At 40.0% G+C, this 23,034-nt stretch carries 20 protein-coding genes; 8 read left to right on the plus strand and 12 right to left on the minus strand.

Going from position 1 to position 23,034, the window contains the following annotated elements:
- Positions 1–117: 117 nt before the first annotated feature.
- Positions 118–1,755 (plus strand): methyl-accepting chemotaxis protein, encoded by a 1,638-nt coding sequence (locus tag BM380_RS12170; protein WP_090494561.1) that lies wholly within the window; start codon positions 118–120, stop codon positions 1,753–1,755.
- Positions 1,756–1,835: 80 nt separating this feature from the next.
- Here BM380_RS12170 and BM380_RS12175 read toward each other — a convergent pair whose 3' ends face one another.
- The 3 genes from BM380_RS12175 to BM380_RS18340 all read right to left on the minus strand — a co-directional run bounded on the left by BM380_RS12175 (position 1,836) and on the right by BM380_RS18340 (position 4,786).
- On the minus strand, positions 1,836–3,371 hold the full coding sequence (locus tag BM380_RS12175; RefSeq protein WP_090494564.1) for a M17 family metallopeptidase: 1,536 nt from the start codon (positions 3,369–3,371) through the stop codon (positions 1,836–1,838).
- A gap of 110 nt (positions 3,372–3,481) precedes the next feature.
- Positions 3,482–4,537, minus strand: coding sequence for a DNA polymerase IV (dinB, locus tag BM380_RS12180; RefSeq protein ID WP_033102619.1), 1,056 nt, complete (start codon positions 4,535–4,537; stop codon positions 3,482–3,484).
- Between the two features lie 72 nt (positions 4,538–4,609).
- Positions 4,610–4,786, minus strand: coding sequence for a hypothetical protein (locus BM380_RS18340; protein WP_013464196.1), 177 nt, complete (start codon positions 4,784–4,786; stop codon positions 4,610–4,612).
- Positions 4,787–5,102: 316 nt separating this feature from the next.
- Between BM380_RS18340 and BM380_RS12185 the strand changes: the two genes are divergently transcribed.
- The 3 genes from BM380_RS12185 (at position 5,103) to BM380_RS12195 (ending at position 7,655) form a co-directional block, all read left to right on the plus strand.
- Positions 5,103–5,534 (plus strand): acyl-CoA thioesterase, encoded by a 432-nt coding sequence (locus tag BM380_RS12185; RefSeq protein ID WP_028834338.1) that lies wholly within the window; start codon positions 5,103–5,105, stop codon positions 5,532–5,534.
- A 12-nt stretch (positions 5,535–5,546) separates the two neighbouring features.
- A complete protein-coding gene (locus BM380_RS12190) occupies positions 5,547–6,599 on the plus strand; it encodes an aldo/keto reductase (protein ID WP_090494566.1) in 1,053 nt (350 codons plus the stop codon).
- A gap of 123 nt (positions 6,600–6,722) precedes the next feature.
- Positions 6,723–7,655 (plus strand): ABC transporter substrate-binding protein, encoded by a 933-nt coding sequence (locus tag BM380_RS12195; RefSeq protein WP_090494797.1) that lies wholly within the window; start codon positions 6,723–6,725, stop codon positions 7,653–7,655.
- Here BM380_RS12195 and BM380_RS12200 read toward each other — a convergent pair.
- The 3 genes from BM380_RS12200 to BM380_RS12210 form a co-directional block, all read right to left on the minus strand.
- Positions 7,588–8,208 (minus strand): fumarylacetoacetate hydrolase family protein, encoded by a 621-nt coding sequence (locus BM380_RS12200; RefSeq protein ID WP_090494568.1) that lies wholly within the window; start codon positions 8,206–8,208, stop codon positions 7,588–7,590. The genes BM380_RS12195 and BM380_RS12200 overlap by 68 nt on opposite strands.
- Before the next feature lie 243 nt (positions 8,209–8,451).
- On the minus strand, positions 8,452–10,968 hold the full coding sequence (locus BM380_RS12205) for a glycoside hydrolase family 3 protein (protein WP_090494570.1): 2,517 nt from the start codon (positions 10,966–10,968) through the stop codon (positions 8,452–8,454).
- A 16-nt stretch (positions 10,969–10,984) separates the two neighbouring features.
- The gene (locus tag BM380_RS12210) at positions 10,985–12,250 is read right to left on the minus strand and encodes a sugar MFS transporter (protein ID WP_090494572.1); all 1,266 of its coding nucleotides are present in this window, start codon (positions 12,248–12,250) and stop codon (positions 10,985–10,987) included.
- Positions 12,251–12,501: 251 nt separating this feature from the next.
- On the opposite strand from BM380_RS12210, the gene BM380_RS12215 reads away from it, so the two are divergent.
- From BM380_RS12215 to BM380_RS12225, 3 genes are read left to right on the plus strand one after another with little or no spacing between them, the layout of a single operon-like run.
- Positions 12,502–13,836: a GH1 family beta-glucosidase gene (locus BM380_RS12215; RefSeq protein WP_064662479.1), complete on the plus strand. Its 1,335-nt coding sequence runs from the start codon at positions 12,502–12,504 to the stop codon at positions 13,834–13,836.
- A gap of 15 nt (positions 13,837–13,851) precedes the next feature.
- A complete protein-coding gene (locus tag BM380_RS12220) occupies positions 13,852–15,180 on the plus strand; it encodes a glycoside-pentoside-hexuronide (GPH):cation symporter (protein ID WP_024601541.1) in 1,329 nt (442 codons plus the stop codon).
- Between the two features lie 11 nt (positions 15,181–15,191).
- Positions 15,192–16,193 carry a LacI family DNA-binding transcriptional regulator gene (locus BM380_RS12225; protein ID WP_090494574.1) on the plus strand — a complete coding sequence of 334 codons (1,002 nt, stop codon included), beginning with the start codon at positions 15,192–15,194 and terminating at the stop codon, positions 16,191–16,193.
- Between the two features lie 32 nt (positions 16,194–16,225).
- Here BM380_RS12225 and BM380_RS12230 read toward each other — a convergent pair whose 3' ends face one another.
- The 5 genes from BM380_RS12230 to BM380_RS12250 are packed head-to-tail and all read right to left on the minus strand — an operon-like array spanning position 16,226 to position 21,746.
- Complete coding sequence (locus BM380_RS12230; RefSeq protein WP_090494576.1) at positions 16,226–18,187, minus strand: response regulator; 1,962 nt, start codon at positions 18,185–18,187, stop codon at positions 16,226–16,228.
- 25 nt (positions 18,188–18,212) lie between these two features.
- Entirely contained in the window at positions 18,213–18,674 is a 462-nt protein-coding gene (locus tag BM380_RS12235) for a response regulator (protein ID WP_028834347.1), read from the minus strand.
- A 1-nt stretch (position 18,675) separates the two neighbouring features.
- On the minus strand, positions 18,676–20,160 hold the full coding sequence (locus BM380_RS12240; protein ID WP_090494578.1) for a sensor histidine kinase: 1,485 nt from the start codon (positions 20,158–20,160) through the stop codon (positions 18,676–18,678).
- 18 nt (positions 20,161–20,178) lie between these two features.
- Entirely contained in the window at positions 20,179–20,388 is a 210-nt protein-coding gene (locus BM380_RS12245; RefSeq protein WP_028834349.1) for a hypothetical protein, read from the minus strand.
- 17 nt (positions 20,389–20,405) lie between these two features.
- Positions 20,406–21,746 (minus strand): sigma-54-dependent transcriptional regulator, encoded by a 1,341-nt coding sequence (locus BM380_RS12250; protein ID WP_028834350.1) that lies wholly within the window; start codon positions 21,744–21,746, stop codon positions 20,406–20,408.
- Between the two features lie 227 nt (positions 21,747–21,973).
- Here BM380_RS12250 and BM380_RS12255 point away from each other — a divergent pair, with 227 nt between their 5' ends.
- On the plus strand, positions 21,974–22,489 hold the full coding sequence (locus tag BM380_RS12255; RefSeq protein ID WP_090494580.1) for an NUDIX hydrolase: 516 nt from the start codon (positions 21,974–21,976) through the stop codon (positions 22,487–22,489).
- A gap of 28 nt (positions 22,490–22,517) precedes the next feature.
- On the opposite strand, the gene BM380_RS12260 is transcribed toward BM380_RS12255, so the two are convergent.
- On the minus strand, positions 22,518–23,024 hold the full coding sequence (locus BM380_RS12260) for a YgjV family protein (protein ID WP_090494582.1): 507 nt from the start codon (positions 23,022–23,024) through the stop codon (positions 22,518–22,520).
- Positions 23,025–23,034 lie beyond the last annotated feature (10 nt).

The raw sequence follows: 23,034 nt of genomic DNA on the forward strand, positions 1-23,034 counted from the left end.
AAACTAGTTAATAAAGAGAGTATTAAAAATACAATATAAGGAAAATAAAACCGTATTAGCCTATATTTTAACTATGCTTATTTAAGAGAAATAATGCTCTAATACGGGAACATGCATATGCCAAACCTCCGTCGTTTTACTATATTTCAACGTTTAGCCATTTTAGTAGGGATTGTAATTTTTGGTTTAATTGTATTGAGTATTTCGAGTTTAAGTAATCAATATAAATCGCTTAAAAATGAGCAATATCTAAAAACTAAAAATGTGGTGGAAACTGCTTATAGCATCATTACACACTACGCAGCGCTTGAACAAAGTCAAACACTCACTCGTGCACAAGCACAATCTCAAGCGATGGCCTCAATACGCTCATTGCGTTACGATGATACTAACTATTTTTGGATCAACAATTATCAGCCAGCCATGGTAATGCACCCAATTAAACCAGCCCTTGAAGGGAAAGATTTAACGAATAATAAAGACCCTGATGGCACCCCTTTGTTTGTTGAAATGGTTGATGTTGTTAAAAAATCCGGCGAAGGCTATGTGCCTTACAAGTGGCCAAAACCCGGCAGCGACAAACCCGTAGATAAAATTGCGTATGTAAAAGGCTTTAATCAATGGCAATGGATCATCGGCTCGGGCGTTTACCTTGATACCATAGACAACACCTTTTCGCAGCAACGTACTATTATCGTTATCAATGTTGTTATTATGATTATTGTGGTGGTGTTATTTAGCTATTTTATTGGCCGAAGCATTTTAACGCCGACTCGTTTAGCAGCGCAGATGATGAAAGATATCTCTCAAGGTGAGGGGGATTTAACTCGTACTCTCAACGAAAATGGTAATGATGAAATATCTCAGCTGTCGCGGTCATTTAACTTATTTGTCTCTAAAATTAGAGAGTCTTTAGTACTGGTTGCCAAAAGCGCAAACGATGTAAACGAGCATGCCCATGCTGTAGATGATTCTAGCAAAACCAGCCAGTCGTTTATTGAGCTTCAAAACGACAGTAGCACCCAAGTAGCCGCGGCAATGGAGCAAATGACTCATCAAATTCATGATGTTAGCCGTAATGCCGAAGCTGCTGAGCAAGCCGCAAATGATGCTGCTAGTAATGCATCAACGGGTAAAAATGTAGTGTCGAAAACCATTACCGCCATTGAAACCCTCTCTAGTAATATAGAAACCGTGAGCAAAGTGACCGCCGACCTTGCTCAAGAGAGTAATAATATTGGCTCAGTACTTGATGTTATTAGAAGCATTGCTGAACAAACCAATCTGTTAGCGCTAAACGCAGCTATTGAAGCTGCAAGAGCAGGTGAACATGGAAGAGGCTTTGCCGTTGTAGCCGACGAAGTAAGAACACTTGCCAGCCGGACAGGTAAAAGCACTGATGAGATTCAAGCTATGATCGCTAAGCTGCAAGAAGGGGCTAAAGCTGCAGTTGAAGCGGTAAAATCTAGCCAAGAGATTTCTATTTCTACGGTTGAACAAGCCTCTTCAGCTAATGAATCACTTGATGAAATAGACAGGCTGGTATCGGTGATCACCGATATGAACGGCCAAATTGCTCGCGCCACAGAGCAGCAAACATCAGCCGCAGACGAGGTGAATTTAAGAATTAATGATTTATCACAATCTACAGAGCAATCATTGGGTAACACCAAAGATTTAACTCGCGCTAGCGACAAACTCAAACAAAGCAGTGTTGAGTTATCAAGCGTGGTATCGCGCTTTAAGCTTAGTTAACCTGAACTCCGGATAATAAATATCTTCCACCAATTAAAAAGCCCTGATTTTCAGGGCTTTTTAGGATTATTTATAGAAAATTATAAACAATAGCGGGCAAATAAACTGCTAACTGCCGCTGCAGTTGGTTTACCATGTTGCCAGTCGCCGCCTTCAACGCCACTACCAGCAATATCCATATGTACATAAGGAAGTGGTAAAGTAGATTCATTACCATGCTTATCTAATCCACCTACCACAGCTAAAAATGCCATAGGGAATTGATGGCCGCGCGCTGTGACAGCAGAAGCCGCATTATTACTAGAAAGCACATCGTCAGCTAAAGTGCGTGGTTTTATAAAATCATAATCTTCACGGCGTGAACGCGACACTTCAGCACCGTCAGCCCATAAATCACCACAATCGGCTAATTGGCGTGAAATATTAGCACTACGCGCGGGCTCATTCTCAACATATGCACCATATGGTCCCATCGCGCGCGCAGCGTGCCCTGTTAAAGTAGCCACAGTAAACAGCGTTGGATTTATTTCGGTTTTAGCTAAATCTTTCATTTCACTAAGTAAATCCCCCATAGCTAAACGCCCTTCGGCATCGGTATTACCAATACGTACTCGCACACCTTCACGGCTAGTAATTATTTCATCAGGGACAAAACAATCTGAACCAATAGAGTTGCGTACAACCGCTAAAAAGGCAATCACTTTAACCCCTTTAGGCTGATAATCGGCTACTGCTTTCATAAATCCAGCAACCGAGGCCGCACCGCCTTTATCGCGGCTCATGCCCGCCATAAAACCACCGACTTTTAAATCTGCACCGCCCGTGTCATAGACTAAACCTTTACCAACAAACATCAGTGTTCGGGTTACTTCGCCCTCAGGCACGTATTCAAGTTTAACAACGCGTGGATGATGACGCTCTACCGCATACGATGCGCGAGCAACGGTACTTAGCATGGGGTAATGCTTATCAATGGCAGCTAAATCATCAATCACATCAACGCTCACCGCACTGTTTTCAAATAACTCAGTACAATAATCAGCAAAACGTGGGGGGGCCATGCGTTCAGGCTCGGTGCCACATAAATCACGTGCGGCATATTGCCCCGCAGCTAACGCATTGACTGCTTTGATTGTTTGCTCATTGGCATCAATTAAGCCTATTTGAGTAATAGGTTCAATACCTTGACCATGAAACTCACGCGCTTCTAGGGGTTGCCATAATGCTTGGCATGCGCCTAAGTAAGCCACTTCAAGAGCATGTTGATAACGGCTATCCGTATTTAAAGCGGGTAAATAAATAGCAGGGTTAACACTACCTGATGCTTTTGCCTCATTAATGGCTAATTTGGCTGCATCAAAATAACGACGAACGTCGTCATAATCTCTGTTTAAAGGGCCTGTTGGCGCTAACACGACACGTTTACCGGCAATCACTAACAAGGTGACTTGATTGCCTATGCGAGAGTCTACTTGGGCTTGGTCTAAAATTGCATCACGCAGTGGCGTATTTGGTAAATGAGAAAAGTCGTTGCTGATAATAATAAGTGCATCATGCGATGTACAATCTAGGCTTGCACTTACCGGCTTAGCCAGTACTGCTTTTGGATATGCCATAAAAAAGGATCCTGTTAGAAAACGTAGTCCCTATTATTATTTATTTAGCAATTTATAACCAGTGAACTGCGATAACCTGCATATTTACTGGCAACTTGGAGTTACACGTTTTACACATCTAAAATACTGAGCTGTAAATTATGCTCTGGTTGATTTTTAATACCCACGCCAATTCCTAATAAGCGCACCGGTTGTTGTAATCCACGTTGATAGGCTTTGGCGAGTAACTCTTTAAAAATAGCCGTGTTTAATTGATGCGCAGCTTGATCTGCTGAGGTCACTACAAAATTAGCAAATTTAACTTTAACACTTAATTTATTAATTTTATGTTGTAGTTGCTGTTTATTTAATCGAACCACGAGTTCATCTAACAGTTGCGGTAATTGTTCAAGGCATTCATCTAGGCTGTTTTTGTTGTATTCATAAGTATGTTCCACACTCAATGACTTACGTACCCGCTCGGTGGAAACGCGCCCTATATGCTCACCCATGCACTTTTGATATAACGACACACCAAAATTACCCACATGCTGTTGCATCCAATTAGCCCCTTTTTCGCGCACATCTTGCCCCGTGTATAACCCTTTTAAATTAAGCTTTTCTAGAGTTACTTTACCCACCCCTGGAATTTTACCTAATGGCAATTGGGCTAAAAACGAGTCAACCTGCTCAGGCAATACTACAAATTGGCCATTGGGCTTATTTTCATCACTAGCAATTTTGGCTATAAATTTAATTGGGGCAATCCCTGCAGATGCAGTCAGTCCTGTGGTATTAAAAATATCGGTACGAATTTGCTCAGCAATTAACGTTGCACTACCTTTAAAAGCAGTACTATGGCTCACATCTAAATATGCTTCATCAAGCGAAAGAGGTTCTACAAGGTCAGTATAGCGGTTAAAAATGGCGCGGATCTGTGTTGATACTTGTTTATAAACAGCCATTCTGCCAGGCACAATAACTAAGTCAGGGCAAAGCTGTTTGGCATGATAGTTAGACATAGCAGAGCGCACCCCATACTCTCTAGCAATATAGTTAGCGGTAGAGAGCACTCCACGGCGACTATTTCCGCCAATTGCCAGTGGTACGCTTGCAAGCTTAGGATTGTCGCGCATTTCTACGGCCGCATAAAAGCAGTCCATATCTATATGAATAAACTTTTTCATCACACAATAACAACTGTTTATTTATACAGCCATTATTGTGGAATCACTTTTAATTAGCAAGCATGTTATTACTTAAAAAGAGCGTTTACTTTTCTTTGGCTTATTAAAACAATACATCCAAAATAAAATTTCTAAAGAAAAGCCTAATAAAATCAAAACAATTGCCCCAGCCTCATTACCCATAGCGTAACAAGTAAACGACGCTATAAAAACGGTGCATGCCAATAACCAATTAATTATATTCTGCATAGTTATCTCCTTGTGTGTTAATAGTTACTATAGCCATGAATTTAAAGAGGTACAATTTTTACTCAAGGGTTTTTATTTAGCACTGTTGTTCTTTTAAGGTTAAGGTTTGTTCAATCTGAGGCAGTTTACTCACGGCGCGAGGTTTATAGCCTAATTGTTTAAATAAAAAAGGCGCAAAGCTTCCATGTCCTGCTTACGTCCCTTATTTACATCCATGAGGGCAATACAGAATAGCTCCACCCCTAGTTATAATTCCCTTGAGCTCATCCGACCATATTGCTAATCTAAATGCTTTAAAACTAAGAGCAATAAATACATGGAAACGTTTAAACAACAACACCCTATTCATACCGATATCACTGTGGCATGGGGCGATATGGATGCCCTACAGCATGTTAATAACTGTGTTTACCTGCGTTATTTTGAAATAGCCAGAATCGATTTTTTAAATAAATTAAATTTATTTGATACCATCAACTCAAAAGCCACGGGGCCTGTGATCAGTGAAAATAATATTCGCTATAAGCGTCCAGTTACCTTTCCCGACACATTGAGCGTAGGTATTACCATTAGTGATATTAAATCTGACCGATTTGTAATGAACTACAGTGTGTTTAGTCATGCGCAAAACGCGATAACAACCACCGGCATGTCAAAAGTGGTGATGTTTGACTTTAAAACAGGCCAAAAAGCCACGATCACTGAGCCATTGTTATCGGCTTTAAAAGCAAACTCTCAAACCGAATAATTAGGATTAGCAATGCAATATAGTCAATTAGGCAGTAGTGGTGTTAGCGTTTCAAGAGTGTGTTTAGGTAGCATGACCTGGGGAGTACAAAACACCCAACATGATGCCGACCAACAGATAGCCTATGCGCTTGAGCAGGGTGTGAACTTTATTGATACAGCAGAAATGTATGCTGTTCCTCCCTCTCCCGATACCTTCGGTAAAACAGAAGAAATTATAGGCAATTGGATAGCACGTAATTCACAAAAACGAAAAGACATTGTTATTGCAACTAAAATTGCCGGTAATGGGCTTTCATGGATCCGTGATGGCGGTGATATTACTCGCCAAGCTGTTATTGATGCCGTTGATCAGTCTCTAAAGCGCTTACAAACCGACTATATTGACTTATACCAATTACATTGGCCAAATCGTCGCACTCCTCATTTTGCAAGGCAATGGCCTGGCATGCTTAAATTTACTGATGTCGATGCAAAACAACACACCGCTGATATGCTTGATATTTTAGAGGGGTTAGATGCGTGTGTTAAAGCAGGAAAAATTAAGCATTGTGGGCTTTCTGATGATACGCCTTGGGGAATTAGCCAATTTTTAAATTTAGCAAAAGAGCATAACTTGCCAAAAATGGTGTCTATCCAAAACGAGTTTAGCCTAGTACATGCCAAAGATTGGCCTTATTTAATAGAACAATGTGTACATGAAGATATTGCTTATTTACCTTGGTCACCATTGGCCGCAGGGCTATTAACCGGTAAATACCTAAATGGAGCACGCCCTGAAGGCTCCCGCTGGACATTTATGCAGCGTCACGGTATTTTTCGTGATACGCCACAATCACAACAGGCGACCAAAGAGTATGTTGAACTTGCCCATGCACACGCTATCACCCCAGCTCAATTAGCGCTGGCTTGGTGTAATCAAGTTGATGGAGTGACATCATCTATTATTGGTGCCACTACTATGGCGCAATTAAAGGAAGACATTGATGCGTTTGACCTAACACTGAGCGATGACGTGTTATCAGCGATTGATATCATATTTAGAAATAATCCAATGCCTTACTAATGAAATCAAGCAAAGGGTAAATGTTATTCAATAATGTTGATTCTTTGCTATTCTTTATGTTTATTTTTTAAGCGCCAAGGTATAATTAAATACAGTCATTTAATAAAGAATTATCAGCTTTTTATGGATACAGCTCGTTATTTCTGCCTGCTATTTTTAATATTCTCGAGTAACAGTATTAGCCAATCTAAAAATCAGCTTACTGAAATTTTATGGCTACAAAGCAACACACCACCTTTTCACTTAGACTCAGAGAATACTCAAATGGGCTTGTGTGACAATTTAACTAAGCAACTAATCAGTAGTATAAAGGATGTAAAACATACTCGATTATTTGTTCCACAAAAACGAATTAATAAATATATCAAAGAAGGCAAAAATGTCTGCTTTCCATGCGTAATCCATAAAAAGAGCACCAACGAAGTCTATACATACTCACGTCCTACCTCTATCTACCCTGAGTTTAGTATTATTACAACTAACCAAAAAGCAGAAATACTTACTAAAGCACATGGTAATCCTATAAATTTAATTAGTTTACTTAGCGATGAACGCTTTACCTATGGACAAGCCGCAGCACGACGTTTTTCACCACACATAAATATGATTATTGAAAACTCTTTGAGCCATCATAACGTGTCCTTGAGCTTAAGTAGTGATAATGAGAGTGGCGTTGTGATCGATAGGTTGAGGCATGGCTTTTTAGACTACTCGCTCGATTACCCTTTTATGGCCAGTTACTTTAACCAGCAACAACACCCTATAAAAATCGTTAGTATACCCATAGCTCAAAATACGCGCTCATTAATCAAAGGAGCTGTAGGCTGTGCGACTAATGCGCCTAATGATTTTGCTAATCAGGCAATTAAGAAAATTAATGCGGCATTAGAAAGTACCATACTAGAATCAGCGGCTCATCAACTAAGCCAGCGACACTGGCTAAGTGAACATATCGATAATTTTGATAAACAATATTATCAACACATAATTAACTTTGACTCACAGACCAATGATGCTCCAATAAACACTGCTGACCAGAATAAAGAGCAACGTTGAACTCTCGTCCAGTACTAACCATCCCTACGCCAGCAGGCGTGCCAGTCATAATAATGTCGCCTTCTTCGAGGCTCATAAACTGACTAACCTCAGCCAATATTTGTGCAGGTTGGTGCAACATAAGTTGGCTATCACCATGTTGAACCGGCTTGCCATCAATATGTAATTTAAATATAAACGATGTCATCTCTGGCGTTAATTCAATAAACTCACTAAATAAAACTGAACCGTCAAATGCTTTAGCACGCTCCCACGGCAGGCCTTTTTCTTTTAAGCTGCTTTGCAAAGCGCGTTTAGTCAAATCAAGTCCAATGCCCACGCCCACAAGTTGTTTATTTTTAACCGCAAAGCATAACTCTGTTTCGTAGTGCAATGTATCGCCAAGATGAGTAGCGAGTAAGGTATCAGTGATCGCGCTATTAGGCTTATTAAAAACCACCATTTGCTCTGGGTGTTCGTTGTTTAATTCAGCAATATGCGCACTGTAATTACGCCCCACACAGACTATTTTTGAAGGTTGTATGCTCTGCGAAGCCAGCTTTATTTGATTCATTTTCTCACCTGTTAATTACACAACGCGTTTAATATTTTGGCATACTCTCAAATTATTAACGCAAAAGCGAATACAGTTTTATCATGCTTTTATGACTACTACTGAGCTAAATATAATCAATGATACAGACTGAAATAAAAAGTAGACGTGTATAATTTGGTAGGTTTTTGTATACGCGGTTTTAAAGCAATAAGCAGGTACATTTAGCACCTGCTTATTGATAGATTATTAATAGGTTATTGACTACTTACAAGTAACACTACTTTGCTCGGCAGCATTTGCTGTAATAGCCAGCTTAGCAATAGATACATGCCAATCACCTTGCGTGCTTAACAGCCAAGGGGTGAACACTTGTGCTAAGTCAACACCTTGCTCTGCAAAACAACTTAAATTGATGTTTAATGTTTGCCATTGACCTGATTGCTCAAGGTTATCAGTAATATCAAACTTACCCTGACAACTCTCACCACACCCCATACCAACCCATAACGGACTAGCCGCGGCTTTATCTACTTTAATTTGCATTTGCAGTTGGCCATTACTCTCAACGTATGAGCGTAAGTCAGATGGGAATGCCGCGGCTAAATTAACCCCAGCCATTGCTTGGCCATTAAAACGAATAGCGCGCGCATCTTCTTGCACCTCTTTATCAAATGTTTGGATGCTCACCGCACCTAATGACTCGCGACTGCTCGCCACCGTTTTTTGTTGCTCACCACTTTTTAAAACCAGTGACCACGGTGCTTTAATTGCACGCTCAAACAATACTAAATCATCTAGTTTTTCAGTCTGTTGAGTTTGCTCCACCAAGTCATCTTTTAAGACATTACTATCGTTGTAAGTTAAACCAAAACCATAAGGAAGTAATGGGCTGTAAGCTTCGTCGTTACGGTTTTCATTATCGATTGGGTTATTCGGCCATGAAAAAGATAGCTTGCCTTTAAAGTCATGATTAATAGAGCCGTCTGCATTTTTAAACAAGACATCGCTAATAGCATCGCCTTCACTACCTGGAAGCCAAATAGCAACGAACGCATCACTGGCGTTAAGCTCAGCATTAACCCACATAGGGCGACCGCTTATAAATAATGAAACAACAGGGATTCCCGCATCTTTAAACTTACGTAGTAACGCTAAGTCGCTTTTATTACCGCGCTGGTATTCGAGGTTATCAACATCACCATTACCCTCTGCGTATGGTTGCTCACCAAACACCACAATGGCAACATCAGGGCGTGCAGTATATTCCCCTTCAACGCTCAGCGCTGCACTGCCACCAGCTTGCTCTACAGTATCTTTAATACCTGCATAAATAGAGCTGCCACCAGGAAAATCGCTGTTTTTATTACCTGTACCTTGCCACGTAACGCTCCAACCACCCGACTGCATACCTATGTTATCAGCCCCTATGCCTGCGACTAATACGTTGGTTTTAGGTGATAATGGCAGTAACTGCTGCTTATTTTTAAGTAATACTAAAGACTCGCGTACAGCCTGCTTAGCCACTGCACGGTGATCGCTACTACCAATAATTTCAGTTTTTCCAGACAGGGGACGCTTCGCAGGGCTTGGTTTATCAAATAACCCTGCACGCATTTTAACGCGTAAAATACGCGTTACTGCATCATTAATTCTACTGAGTGGGATTTCACCGCTATTAGCTTGGTTAACCAAGTTGCTAAATAATGGTTTCCACTCATCCGGTGCCATGTATACGTCTAAGCCCGCATTAGCCGCTTGAGCACAGTTACTATTAGAACAACCTTTAACCTGCCCGTGGCCATTCCAGTCACCGACAACAAAGCCATCAAAACCCATTTTATCTTTAAGCACATCGGTCAGTAAATATTTACTGCCGTGAATTTTTTCACCATGCCAGCTATTAAACGAGGCCATTACCGTTTGTGCACCTGCACCCAAACCACCAACATAACCTTGAGCATGAAGCGCAAATAATTCTTCTTCAGAGGCGATATTATTACCTTGATCATCGCCATTCACAGTACCGCCATCACCTAAAAAATGCTTAACCGTACTGACTACACGCGTATCTGACAAAAAGTCTTCATCAACAGCGCCTTGTAAGCCTTTAACAATTGAGGCTGAATACGCTTTTACTATTTCAGGGTCTTCAGAGTAGCCCTCGTAAGTGCGACCCCAACGATCATCTCGCACTACGGCAACCGTAGGTGCAAATACCCAGTCAATACCGGTAACCATAACTTCACGCGCCGTTGCTGCGGCAATTTTTTCAATAAGTTCAGGGTTGTTCGCCGCCCCTAAACCAATATTATGCGGAAACAAAGTCGCACCAATCACATTGTTGTGTCCATGTACCGCATCGGTGCCCCACATTGTAGGAATCGTGCTGCCATCGAGTGAATCATCAATAGACGCTTGATACATCTTTTCAGCTAAATCAACCCAGTCTTCGGGGGTTGCATGTTTATTGTTATTTGGAAACGAGCCACCGCCGTTTAAATAGGAGCCAAAGCCATATTTACGCATATCTTCAACCGTAATGTGACGAATTTCAGGTTGGATCATTTGCGCTATTTTTTGCTCTAGCGTCATGTTCTTTAACATATCTGCGATTTTTTGCTCCATTTGAGCATCGCTTTTAATACCGGTTTCTATTGTTGGCCAAATTTCTTTTTGATTTGTCGCATCGCTAGCACTGTTAGAGGGTTGCGAACAACCGCTGCTGGTTATTGCTGCTAGCATCAGTGCAGTGACTGAAAAAGTTCGTTTAATAATCATAGCATTCACCTAAAACTTAAAGACGAGTTGACGTTGTTTTTTTTGCACCAAACAGCGCGAAGTAAGTAATATATAAATAGCAGCCAATAGGCAGTATAAGCGCTAACTGCACACCGATATTGTCAGCCAGCATACCTTGTAGTAATGGAATAATAGCTCCACCTACAATCGCTAAGCATAAAATACCCGACCCCTGTGAGGTGTATTTACCCAAGCCTTGAAGCGCTAAACTAAAAATAGTAGGGAACATAATAGAGTTACATAGACCAACCAATAAAATAGCCCACATAGCGAGTGACCCTTGACCTGTCATCGCAATTAACACTAACACACCGGCCAAAATACCATGACAAGCTAACACCTTGGCTGCATTTAATTTTTGCATAATCGCAGCGCCAGCAAATCGCCCTATCATTGCACCTGCAAAATAATAGCTAATATAATGTGCAGCTTGTTGCTCAGGTAAACCTGCAATATGGTCAAGGGTTAAAAAGCCGACTAAAAAGCTACCAATCGCAACTTCAGCACCTACATAAACAAAAATACCAATAGCGCCCAAAATAAGATGGCGATATTTCCAAACACTGCCTAAGTCAACAAACTCAGTGTCACCTTGATTTTCAGCTTCACTATCAATCGCTTTACCGAGTTTAGGTAACTTCAAAAAAGCAAAAATAATAGCCAGTGTCAGTAAACTTGCACTGAGCATTAAGTAAGGGAACTTAACTTGTTCGGCTGTAGCTTGACTAATTTCAGACAAAATCAACCAACTACCAAATAATGGCGCAACCGTTGTTCCTAAAGAGTTAAAAGCTTGGGTCATGGTTAAACGCGAAGACGCTGTTTTTGCAGGCCCTAATACGCTTACATAAGGGTTAGCAGAGACTTGTAAAATAGTGATCCCTGAAGCAAGCACAAATAAAGCAAGTAAAAAGAGTTCGTAAACATGTGCCTCTGCAGCGGGGTAGAATAATGCACACCCTATCGAAGCAACAACCAAACCAACAACAATACCAAATTGGTAACCTATTTTACTAACGAGTTTTCCTGCAGGAATTGACATAACAAAGTAGGCACCAAAAAAGCAAAATTGTACCAACATTGCTTGGGTGTAATTAAGGGAGAACATTCCCTTTAAATACGGAATTAAAATATCGTTCAGGCAAGTAAGAAAACCCCACATAAAAAACAAGGTCGTAAGCGATGTTAACGCAAAGGTGTGTGTAGCCCCTGGTTTTTGGCTGTTTTCTGCTGCCGGTAGTGGCTGTGTGATATGTGCCATAGTATAATCTCTAATTATTTATAATTATCAGATTGTTACCTCTATTTAATTGCGTTTAGTAAAACTTAAAAAGCAGATAATAGTTGCAACACCAAATGTAAGCGCTTACATTTATAGCATACAGAGAAAATTTATCAATTTATTTACAAATAATATTGTAAGCGCTTACATTGCTGTATTATACAATTTCTATTGCTTAGCTAATTACGGTAAAGCGCATTATTATTGCAAGCTTAAGGACGTATCTCATTGTGTTTAAAACAATTTCGTTGCCAGGCACGTCAGCCCTTTTAAAATCGCCGTTTATTTTTGGTGTTGCCACGGCCTCTTTTCAAATAGAGGGAAGCCACAACACGCGATTGCCATGTATTTGGGATACTTTTTGTAGCAAACCAAACACCATTGCAGATAACAGTAACGGCAATCACGCCTGTGAGCATGTAAAATATTGGCAACAAGACGTTCAAATGATTGCCGATTTAGCCGTTGATGCCTATCGACTTTCTATTTCTTGGCCCCGCGTTTTACACCAAGATGGAAGTTTAAACATTCAGGGCATGGCGTTCTATAAGTCATTACTACAAGCTCTTAAAGCACGCAATATTAAAACTTATGTCACTTTATATCACTGGGATTTGCCACAACATTTAGAAGACAACGGTGGTTGGCTAAATCGCGATACCGCGTATCAATTTGCTCATTACGCTCATATAGTAACTCAGCAACTAGAGGGCTTAGTGGATTCTTATGCGACCTTAAACGAACCGTTTTGTAGTGCCTACCTAGGCTATGAAATAGGGGTACATGCACCAGGCATAAAAAGTCAAAAAGCAGGACGCCAAGCGGCGCACCATTTACTACTAGCCCATGGACTTGCGATGCAAGTGATACGCAAAAACTGCCCTAAGATAGAGGCCGGTATTGTGCTTAATTTTAGCCCTGCCTATCCATTTACTCCTGACGATGAACGCGCTGCTAAATTAGCTGATGACTATCATAACCAATGGTATATTCAGGCAGTGCTGGAAGGCCGCTACCCTGAAGTGATTAAGGAGCTTGCAAATGATGCAAAACCTGATGTTGCAAATGGCGACATGGCAATTATTAGCCAAAAAATCGATTTTTTAGGGGTTAATTACTATACTCGTATCCATTACAAAAATACGCCAGATCATTGGTTTAGCGAAGCTCCTTTAGAGAATATTGCCACCACTGATATGGGCTGGGAAATATACCCACAGGGATTGTGTGAACTCCTACTTTCATTAAATGATCGTTACACGCTACCCAAAGTATATATAACTGAGAACGGTGCAGCGATGGCCGATGTATTAATAGATGGAAAAGTAGATGACATACATCGTATCAATTACTACCATACACACCTTAATGCCGTTCATAATGCCGTTGAGCAAGGCGTTAATGTGCAAGGCTACTTTGCATGGAGTTTAATGGATAATTTTGAATGGGCCTATGGCTATGAAAAACGCTTTGGGCTAGTCTATGTTGATTACCAAACTCAACAACGCACCTTAAAACAAAGCGCAATTGCGTATCGTGATTTTCTTAAACAGCGCCAAAAATAATAATGAGTGGCTTTTATGCTGAGTAAAAAAGAAAAAATAGCTTATGGCCTAGGTGATACGGCCAGTAATATTATTTTTCAAACCGTAATGCTATTTTTAACTTTTTTCTACACCGACATTTTTGGTATTTCGCCTGCTGTTGTTGGTACCCTTTTTTTAGTCGTCAGAGTCATTGATGCAGTTACAGACCCAATAATGGGCGCCCTGACCGATGCCACTCATACAAAATACGGTAGCTACCGACCTTATCTACTTTGGCTTGCCATCCCCTTCGCTGTTATAAGCGTGATTACCTTTACTACCCCCGCGATGGATGACGGCAACAAAATTATTTACGCGTTCGTTACCTACACCTTGCTAATGTTGGTTTATACCGCAATTAACATTCCTTATTCGGCACTTGGCGGCGTACTCAGTAGCAATCCTAACGAACGGGTTTCTATTCAATCATATCGATTTGTGTTTGGCATGCTGGGGGGGTTATTGGTTACGAGCTGCACTTTACCTTTAGTAAAGTGGTTTGGGGAGGGTAATAACGAGTTGGGCTATCAACTCACCATGCTGGTTATGAGTTGCCTAGGTGTAGTGTTATTTCTAATTTGTTTTCGTTACACCAAAGAGCGGGTGATCAATCCACCACATAAATTATCTTTAAAAACACAACTTCACGTTTTATGGCAAAATCAGCCGTTTAAAATATTGTGTATGGCAGCACTGATATTATTGACCAGTATGGTGCTGCGCACGACATTAGCTATTTACTATGTAAAGTATGTTCTTGGAAAAGAAGATTTAATCACCGAATTTGTGACTTTAGGTATGGTCGGTAATATTATAGGCTGTGCGTGTGCGCAACCTTTAAGTAAACGCTTAGATAAAAAAACGGCTTATATTTATCTGCAATATATTTCTGCCATATTGAGCTGTTTTGCTTTTTTTGTCCCTAATGAGCAAGTTTTACTCGCCTTTTTAATGTATTTTTTATGGTGCTTTTTCACTCAAATGGCGACACCTTTATTGTGGGCAAAAATGGCAGATGCTATTGACTACGGAGTTTGGCAAAATGGTCAACGACTCACAGGATTGGTTTATGCAAGCGTGGTATTTTTTATCAAATTGGGGCTCGCATTAGGCGGCGCTATAGCGGGTTGGTTACTTGCGTATTATCAGTATCAAGCCAATGTAGAATTAAGCGAAGCAACTAAAAGCGGTATTTTAACCTCATTTACACTCTACCCTGCGATTGGCAGTATACTTGTGGCTTTAATAATGACTAAATACAACTTAGATAACAAAACCATAAAAAAAATCACCGCCGATTTAACACAAAAAAGTAATTTGTAACAAGGAATAGTATGGCCACCATTTATGAGGTGTCAAAGCTTGCAGGGGTATCACTTGCCACTGTTTCAAGAGTAATGAACAACAATGCAAACGTAAGTGATGCAACCAGAAAAAAAGTGACTTTAGCGATGGAAGAATTAGGCTACCGCCCAAATTCTATTGCGCAATCACTGGCCTCTAATTGCTCTAATAGTGCTGGCTTATTGGTTTCTGAGTTAAAAGGTCCTTTTTATGGCCCTATGATGAGCGGCATAGAAAACACCCTCAGAAAACAAGGTAAACACGTTATTATTACCGCAGGGCACAGTGACGCAGAGCGAGAACAACAAGGCATAGAGTTTTTAATTAGCCGTAATTGTGATGCACTTATTTTGCATGTTGAAGCGGTTAGCGATGAATATTTAATAAAGCTGAGCAAAGGTAAAACACCATTTGTTTTACTCAATCGCCATATTCCTGAGCTCGCCGATCGCTGTATTATTCTTGATAATATTAAAGGGGGCTATTTAGCGACTAAATACATTCTTGAGTCTGGTCACAAAAACATTGCTTACATTAGCGGTCCTTTATGGAAAAAAGACGCTCAAGAGCGTTTAAACGGACATAAACAAGCACTTGCTGAACACGACATTGAGTTTGATGAAAACAGTTTGTATGAAGGTGACTTTATAGAAGATAGCGGCTACGAAGGATTTTCTGCTCTTTATAAAAATAACCCCGCGATTACTGCCTTAGTGTGCGCCAATGACGAAATGGCAACGGGTGCAATGGTCAGTGCCAGAGAGCATGGCATTGAACTACCCGCACAACTTTCAATAATAGGCTACGATAACGTGTTCTTTACCCGCCATGTATTCCCCCCTTTAAGCACTATTAATTACCCAATAGATGAAATGGGAAAAGTAGCTGCACAGTGGGTACTGAGCCATGTATATCAAAAAAGCGTACAGCCTATTCAAACTTTATTTCAGCCCGAATTAGTCATACGCCAATCAGTCGTTAATATTACCTAGCTAATTATTATATAAATTGGCAAATAGTGGCGTTAAACAAGTTTACTTAATAGCGCCAAGTTTATTGGTTTAAGCAAAACTTGCTCTATTTCTAGCTGCCTAATATGTACGGCATCAGGCTCCATTCCACTAATAATAACTCGTTGAATATCAGGATAGTGTTCTTTAATAAACCCAGCAAGCTCTAAACCTGAACCATCGGGTAAATGCATATCGAGTAATACTTTGTCGTAATTACTGTTATGCTCAAGCGTCGCCTTACAGTCTTTGACACTTGTTGCTATATCCGTGTCTACATCCAAACTTTCTAATAATAACTGAGTAATTTGTCCGGCATCAGCATCGTCTTCCACTAATAAAAATCGCTTTATATTAGTATTATGTTTTGGCGTTGGCTGTATCGATGAAACACGTTGTGTTTTTTTCCCCAGTGCTGACTCTAAGCATTGGTAAAGTAAGTTGGAATCCACAGGTTTAGCAATCATATCGTCAAACCCTAGCGCGGTTAGTTCGTTATGAATGCCTTTCATGGTGGCCGCGGTTAAAGCAATAATCGCCCCTTTAAACCCTAACTTTCTGAGTTCAATCGCTGCTTCTTTTCCGCCCATCACCGGCATATGAATATCTAAAAATATAATATCGTAAGCGGCGCGCCCTTCTGCGAGTTGCTTTTTAACCTTATCAAGCGCTTGTTTGCCATTATCGGCATAATCTACATCTGCACCCGCTGAGCCAATTAAATGGCCAACTAACACGCGTAAATCGCGTAAGTCATCCACCACCAACACTTTGCCACTTACTTCGCATGGCGCTACTTTTTGCTGCATGTTGGGGGTTAAATCAAGTTTTAATAAATTGCGCTCTACCTGTCTGATATCACCAGGGTATAAGGAAATGGTAAACGTTGAGCCCTCACCTACATAAGAATCTAATGAAATAGTACCCTGCATACGACTAAGTAGCTCAGAACAAATAGCTAATCCCAAGCCCGCACCACCTACTGAGCGCGACTCTACATCGGCAATTTGCTCAAAAGGCTTAAAGATGAGTGCTTGTTTTTCTGGAGCAATACCCAAGCCTGAATCTTTAATGCTAAAAAAGAGCATTTCACGATCAGCCACCGTCTCTGTCCATGCGTTAACGATAATTTCGCCTTGCTCGGTAAATTTTATCGCATTATTGATCAGGTTAATGAGAATTTGTCGAACCCGAGTAGCATCTACACGAATAACTAATGGCAAAGGCTCCAGTGATTCAAATTTTAATGATAAACCTTTATCAAGGGCTGATACACGCATTAGCGTAAACACGTCGGCCATTAGGCTATCAAGATTAACATCCCCCAAGCTTAGCTCAAGCTTATCGACTGCAATTTTAGATAAATCTAAAACATCATTCAGTAAGCTCAATAAGTGTTTGCCATTACGATAAATAACACCCAACTCATTTTCAGCTTGCTTGCTAAAATCACTGAGCATAAGTAGTTCGGTATAGCCTAAAATAGACGACAAGGGAGTTCGCAGTTCGTGGCTTAAATGCGCTAAAAAGCGGTCTTTTGAACGGTTTTCAGCCTCTGCTTTTAAACGCTCAACTCGCTCATCTTCTACATCGCGGCGCGCTAATGCATAACGAATAGAACGGGCAAACCGGCTACCACTCATTTCACTTTTAACTAAGTAATCAACCGCACCAGCATCAAGCGCAGCCGAATCTAGCGCATCGTTAGATTGCCCCGTTAACATGATAATAGGCCCACAAAAGCCATTCTTAATCGCTTGCTTTAAAACACTTAAGCCATCTGAGGCACCTAAGCGATAGTCAAGCAAGCAAATATCATGCTCATTTTTACTTAGTACATGTATTGCCTGCTCAGGAGAGCTTATCCACTCTATGTCAAACACATGGGAACTGAGCTGCTCTAAATAGTCACGAGTAAGAATGTAATCATCTTCATCATCTTCAACCAATAGCAGTTTCGTTGCCTTTGCTAACATAGCGTCTCCTGTTTTAATTATATGCTTAATCGTTAAACGTGCTTGGTAGCTCTACAAATTCAACCCAGTATTTACCTAACGTTTTCATCAACTCAACTAAACCATCAAAAGTTACTGGCTTGGTAATATATGACGCCGCACCTAAATCGTAACCTTTAACCATATCCTCTTCTTGCTTTGAAGTAGTTAAAATAACAACGGGAATACCTTTTAAATTAGGGTTGGCTTTAATCGCTTGAAGTGCTTCACGTCCATCCATTCTCGGCATGTTTAAGTCGAGTAAAATCAAGCCAGGTCTTGGTGACAGGGTTTTATCTTCAAACTTCCCTTTACGCTCTAAATACTCTAAAAGCTCTACACCGTCTTCAACAAAGTGTAATTCATTTAAAACGCGACTTTCAGCGAGGGCATCTTGGGTTAATAAACGATCATCTTCATCATCGTCTGCCATTAAAATGGTAATGGGTTTTACGTTTGTTAATGGCATATTATGCCTCTCCTTGTAATGTGAATAACTCTGCATCCACAGGTAGTTTAATAATGAAGGTTGCGCCTTCATTAGGGGGACTTATTGCTGTAATAGTTCCGCCATGTCGCTCTACAATTCTGCGACACACAGATAATCCAATGCCGGTTCCTTTATATTGAGAACGTCCATGTAAACGCTGAAATGGCACAAATATTTTATCTGCATACTCAGCTGAAAAGCCGATACCATTATCTTTTACAGTAATAACATGCCAACTTACTTTACTATTATGGTCTTCACTAAACTCGCTAATTCGTTCAAAGCTAATATCAATAACAGGGTTTACGTTAGGCGCTCTAAACTTCACAGCATTTGAAATTAAGTTTAAAAACAGCTGATGCATTTGACTCGGATCAGCCTGAATGATTGGCATATCAACCGTTATTACTTGCGCATTAGACTCATTAATGGCTATTTCTAAATCGCTTAAAATATCATTAAGTATGCTATTTAGATTGGTGTCGGTAAAATCTTTACCTCGAGTTGTTACTCGAGAGAACTCTAATAAATCATTAATTAAATTAGACATGCGCTGCGCAGCATTTTTCATTCGAGCAATGTAGTCAGTTCCCTTTTCACCTAACTCGTCTTTAAACATGCTTTCAAGACGATCGCTAAATGCTTGAATTTTTCTCAGCGGCTCTTGCAAGTCATGACTGGCAACAAAAGCAAACTCTTCTAACTCACGGTTACTGCGACTTAACTCATCAGAATATAACGTAAGTTCTTGGGTACGTTCGGTCACTTTACTGGCTAAGGTTTCGTTTTGCATTTCGAGCTCAGCTCGATATACCGCCGCATTTTTTAAGTTAAGCCGCGCAAGTAAAAACATACCACCAATAAGTAAAGCACTCGTGATGGCTGTAATTGCAAAAGTGATTTTTGCCTCGTTTTTTATTTGCGCTAATTTAGAAAAGTGACTGACTTTAAATAACAGCTCACGATCTTGGATATCATTAACAAGTACACGAATCTCTCGGTATAGGTCACGTCCTTTATGAGAGTTGAGTATGAGCATTGCACGTTCTTCTTTGTCATTTAATGCTAATTCAACTGTGCTTTTAAGCTCAGCAATTTTACTATCAACTAATAAAATTAACGTTGCAATACGCTCAGCTTGTCCCTCAATCTCAGAGTTTAAAGAGCGAACATAATCGGTTTGCGATTCAATTTGTGCAACCGCATCGTAATATGGAGCTAAGTAATCATCGTCCTGCGTTAATAAATACCCGCGCTGCCCTGATTCAGCCTGCACTACAGAGAGATGCATTTGCTCAATGGCTGTACTTAGCATATTAGTGTTATCTAAACTTTGCTGAGTACGCGTTAAGCCTTGTATGGTATTAACCGCTAAAAATGCATTACCTACAATAATGCATAGTATTATGGAGATAAATAACGCCCATATAACATTTGCTTTGCCTTGCTGTTTGCGTTTAATCATTTATCATCCTGGTTTTTATTATTTTGAGTCTGAAATAAGCTGTAAACTGTCACTACATGCTTGGCAATTAACAATTATTTTATCGAGTGCCTCGAGTGCTTTTTCGACGGGCATATCGTTTTCAAGTACTAGCTTGATAAGCTCAGCATTCATTGAAATACGATTTAACGGTGCCCGCGCATCATGTACTAGTTCGTTTAAAGGCTTTATTTGTTTAGTTAATGCCATACTATCCTCATGTTGTTTTATTTATATTCGCCAATGCCACCATATGCGTTAAGGCGGTTATAAAGCGTTTTAGTACTTATACCTAACATTTGTGCAGCCAATGTTTTATTACCTTGTACTTTATCGAGTGTTGCATGAATAAGCTCTTTTTCAACTTCTTCAATGGTTTGTCCTGCAGAAACCTGATTTTCCTGAGCTTGATTATTTACTCGTGAAAAAGGTGACTCTAGGTTATCAGGCAGTGCCACATCGCTTGTTTGTGGATCGCTCATAATAAAAGCGCGATGAATTGCATGACGAAGTTCACGTACATTACCTGGCCAGTCGTACGTTTGCAGCTCTTTAAGTTGCTCGTTCGTCCAGCTAAAAGCAGTGCCATTTTCATCATTTAACTGCTCTAAAAAGACTTTTGCCAATAATGGAATATCGTCTTTTCGTTCACGTAATGGCGGTATATCAATAGGAAATACGGCAAGCCTGAAGTATATATCTTCACGTAAAATATTATTTTGGGCTAAATCGATTAAAGAACGGTTGGTCGCAGAAATAACGCGGCAGTTAGTTGGAATTTCTCGGTTGCCACCTACCCTTGTTACTTTTTTTGTTTCTAATACGCGCAATAAATTAGGCTGCATGCCAATGGGCATTTCAGTGACTTCATCTAAAAATAAGGTGCCATCATTTGCCTGTTCAAACACGCCCTCTTTGCGGGCTATCGCCCCTGTAAAGGCACCTTTTTCATGACCAAATAATTCACTGCCAATAAGCTCTTTTGAAAGGGCGCCACAGTTGCTAGCAACTAAAGGTCCTTCGCATTGACTGGCATTATGAATCGCTTGTGCAACCACTTCTTTACCGGCACCACTTTCACCTACTAACATTACGTTAGCCTGTGTTTTAGCAACACGCTCTATCATAGTATAGAGCTTTTGCATTGCCTCAGATTCACCAATTAAGGTATCAAAATGATGGGTGATAGCGTTTTTCTTAGCTTTTTTAACAGTTTTTTTAGGACCGTTTAAAACCAGTTCTAAATCTTCTCGCTGCAGCGGCTTTAATAAATGCGTTACATTGGGCTCACACATATCGGCTAAAATCCCCTTAACCGATGGGTGACCTGAAATAAGAGTGACTTTAGGAGATTGACCAATCATTTTTAAATGATCTAATAAGTGCAAGCCGCTACCATCGGGTAACATGAAATCTAGTAATACATGATCAAAGGAATTATTCTCAAACCACTGATGCGCTTCTTCTAAACTGGTCGCAGTTTGAATATTATGCCCAAGAAACTCAACAATGTGACAAATAACATCACTAAATTCGATGTCGTCATCAACTAAAAGTATATTTAACATGATTAATCCCTATGCTTTTTTATTATTCTACTCACCCCTTTCAACAAATGAAAGGTATTCAGAGCAGGACTAAAACAATGACATTTTATTTTTTAATAGTTCGCCATTATAACTACAGATATATGTATAAACGCTTAAATTAACAATCTTTTCAGTTAATTACTTTTTAACAATGAAGTAATTAATACAACCAACTGATATAATTTATCTTTATTGCTGGAGTCGTTATGCGCCTATTAAAAACCACTATTCACCCCACTATTAATATTACTCAAGGTCGTCAGTTTACTCGCCCTACTGCTCGCGCAATTGTATTTAAACAACAGCACATTTTATTAATGTACACTCAGCGCTATGACGATTTTAGTTTACCCGGTGGTGGCGTAGACTTACACGAAAGCATTGAACAAGGACTTATCAGAGAGCTTAATGAAGAAACTGGCGCGCAAAATATAAAAATCTGCAGTGAGTTTGGCCTCTATGAAGAATATCGTCCTTGGTACAAAGATGACTTTGATATTATTCATATAAAGTCATACTGTTATGTATGCGAAATTAACGAACAACTCGGCCAAGCACAGCTTGAGCACTATGAGCAACAAAATGGTATGCAAGCTAAATGGGTAAATATTTTTGAGGCGATAGCTCACAACGAACGCACATTAGCTAATAGCGATAAACAAGGATTGTCGATTATTCGAGAAACCTTTTTATTAAAAGAAATTGCCAAACAGTTCTTTTAATAAGTTTACATTGCTGCATTTTACGTTCCTACTTGAGGTTCAGCAAGACTTTTTTACTAATATAAAATCGATATAAACCAAATAAGTTACTACTTAAAAATAGGCTTTCCATAATTATTGCCACAGGGGAGCCAGCAAAAATATTATGCGTTATCCAAAAAGAGGTTCCCACCACCATACATAACCTCAAGTGCAAGTCTCTATTTTGAAATGAAGCAATGGTTTGTATTAATGTCGCCACCAGCGCAAAGCCACTAAACCAATCTTGCCATGTTAAATAAACGGCTAAACAACTCACTGCCATAAACCCAAACATGGCCCAAGTATACTTAAAGTATATGCAGTAAAAATAACGTAACGCGGCAATAAGCATTAAGCAGCCGGCACTGTTATAACCCAAAATAAAAAAGTGGACTGAGGTTAATAACACAGAGGTAAATAAACAACACAAGATAATGCGTCGGGACTTAAACTGAAATGAAGCTAAGTCGAGTAAAGTGGCAAAGGCAACCAATGATTGGGCAATTAAAAACATAACACTCCAA

Origin of the sequence: Pseudoalteromonas sp. DSM 26666 (genome assembly GCF_900116475.1) — a bacterium.
Classification (GTDB): Bacteria; Pseudomonadota; Gammaproteobacteria; order Enterobacterales; family Alteromonadaceae; genus Pseudoalteromonas; species Pseudoalteromonas tetraodonis.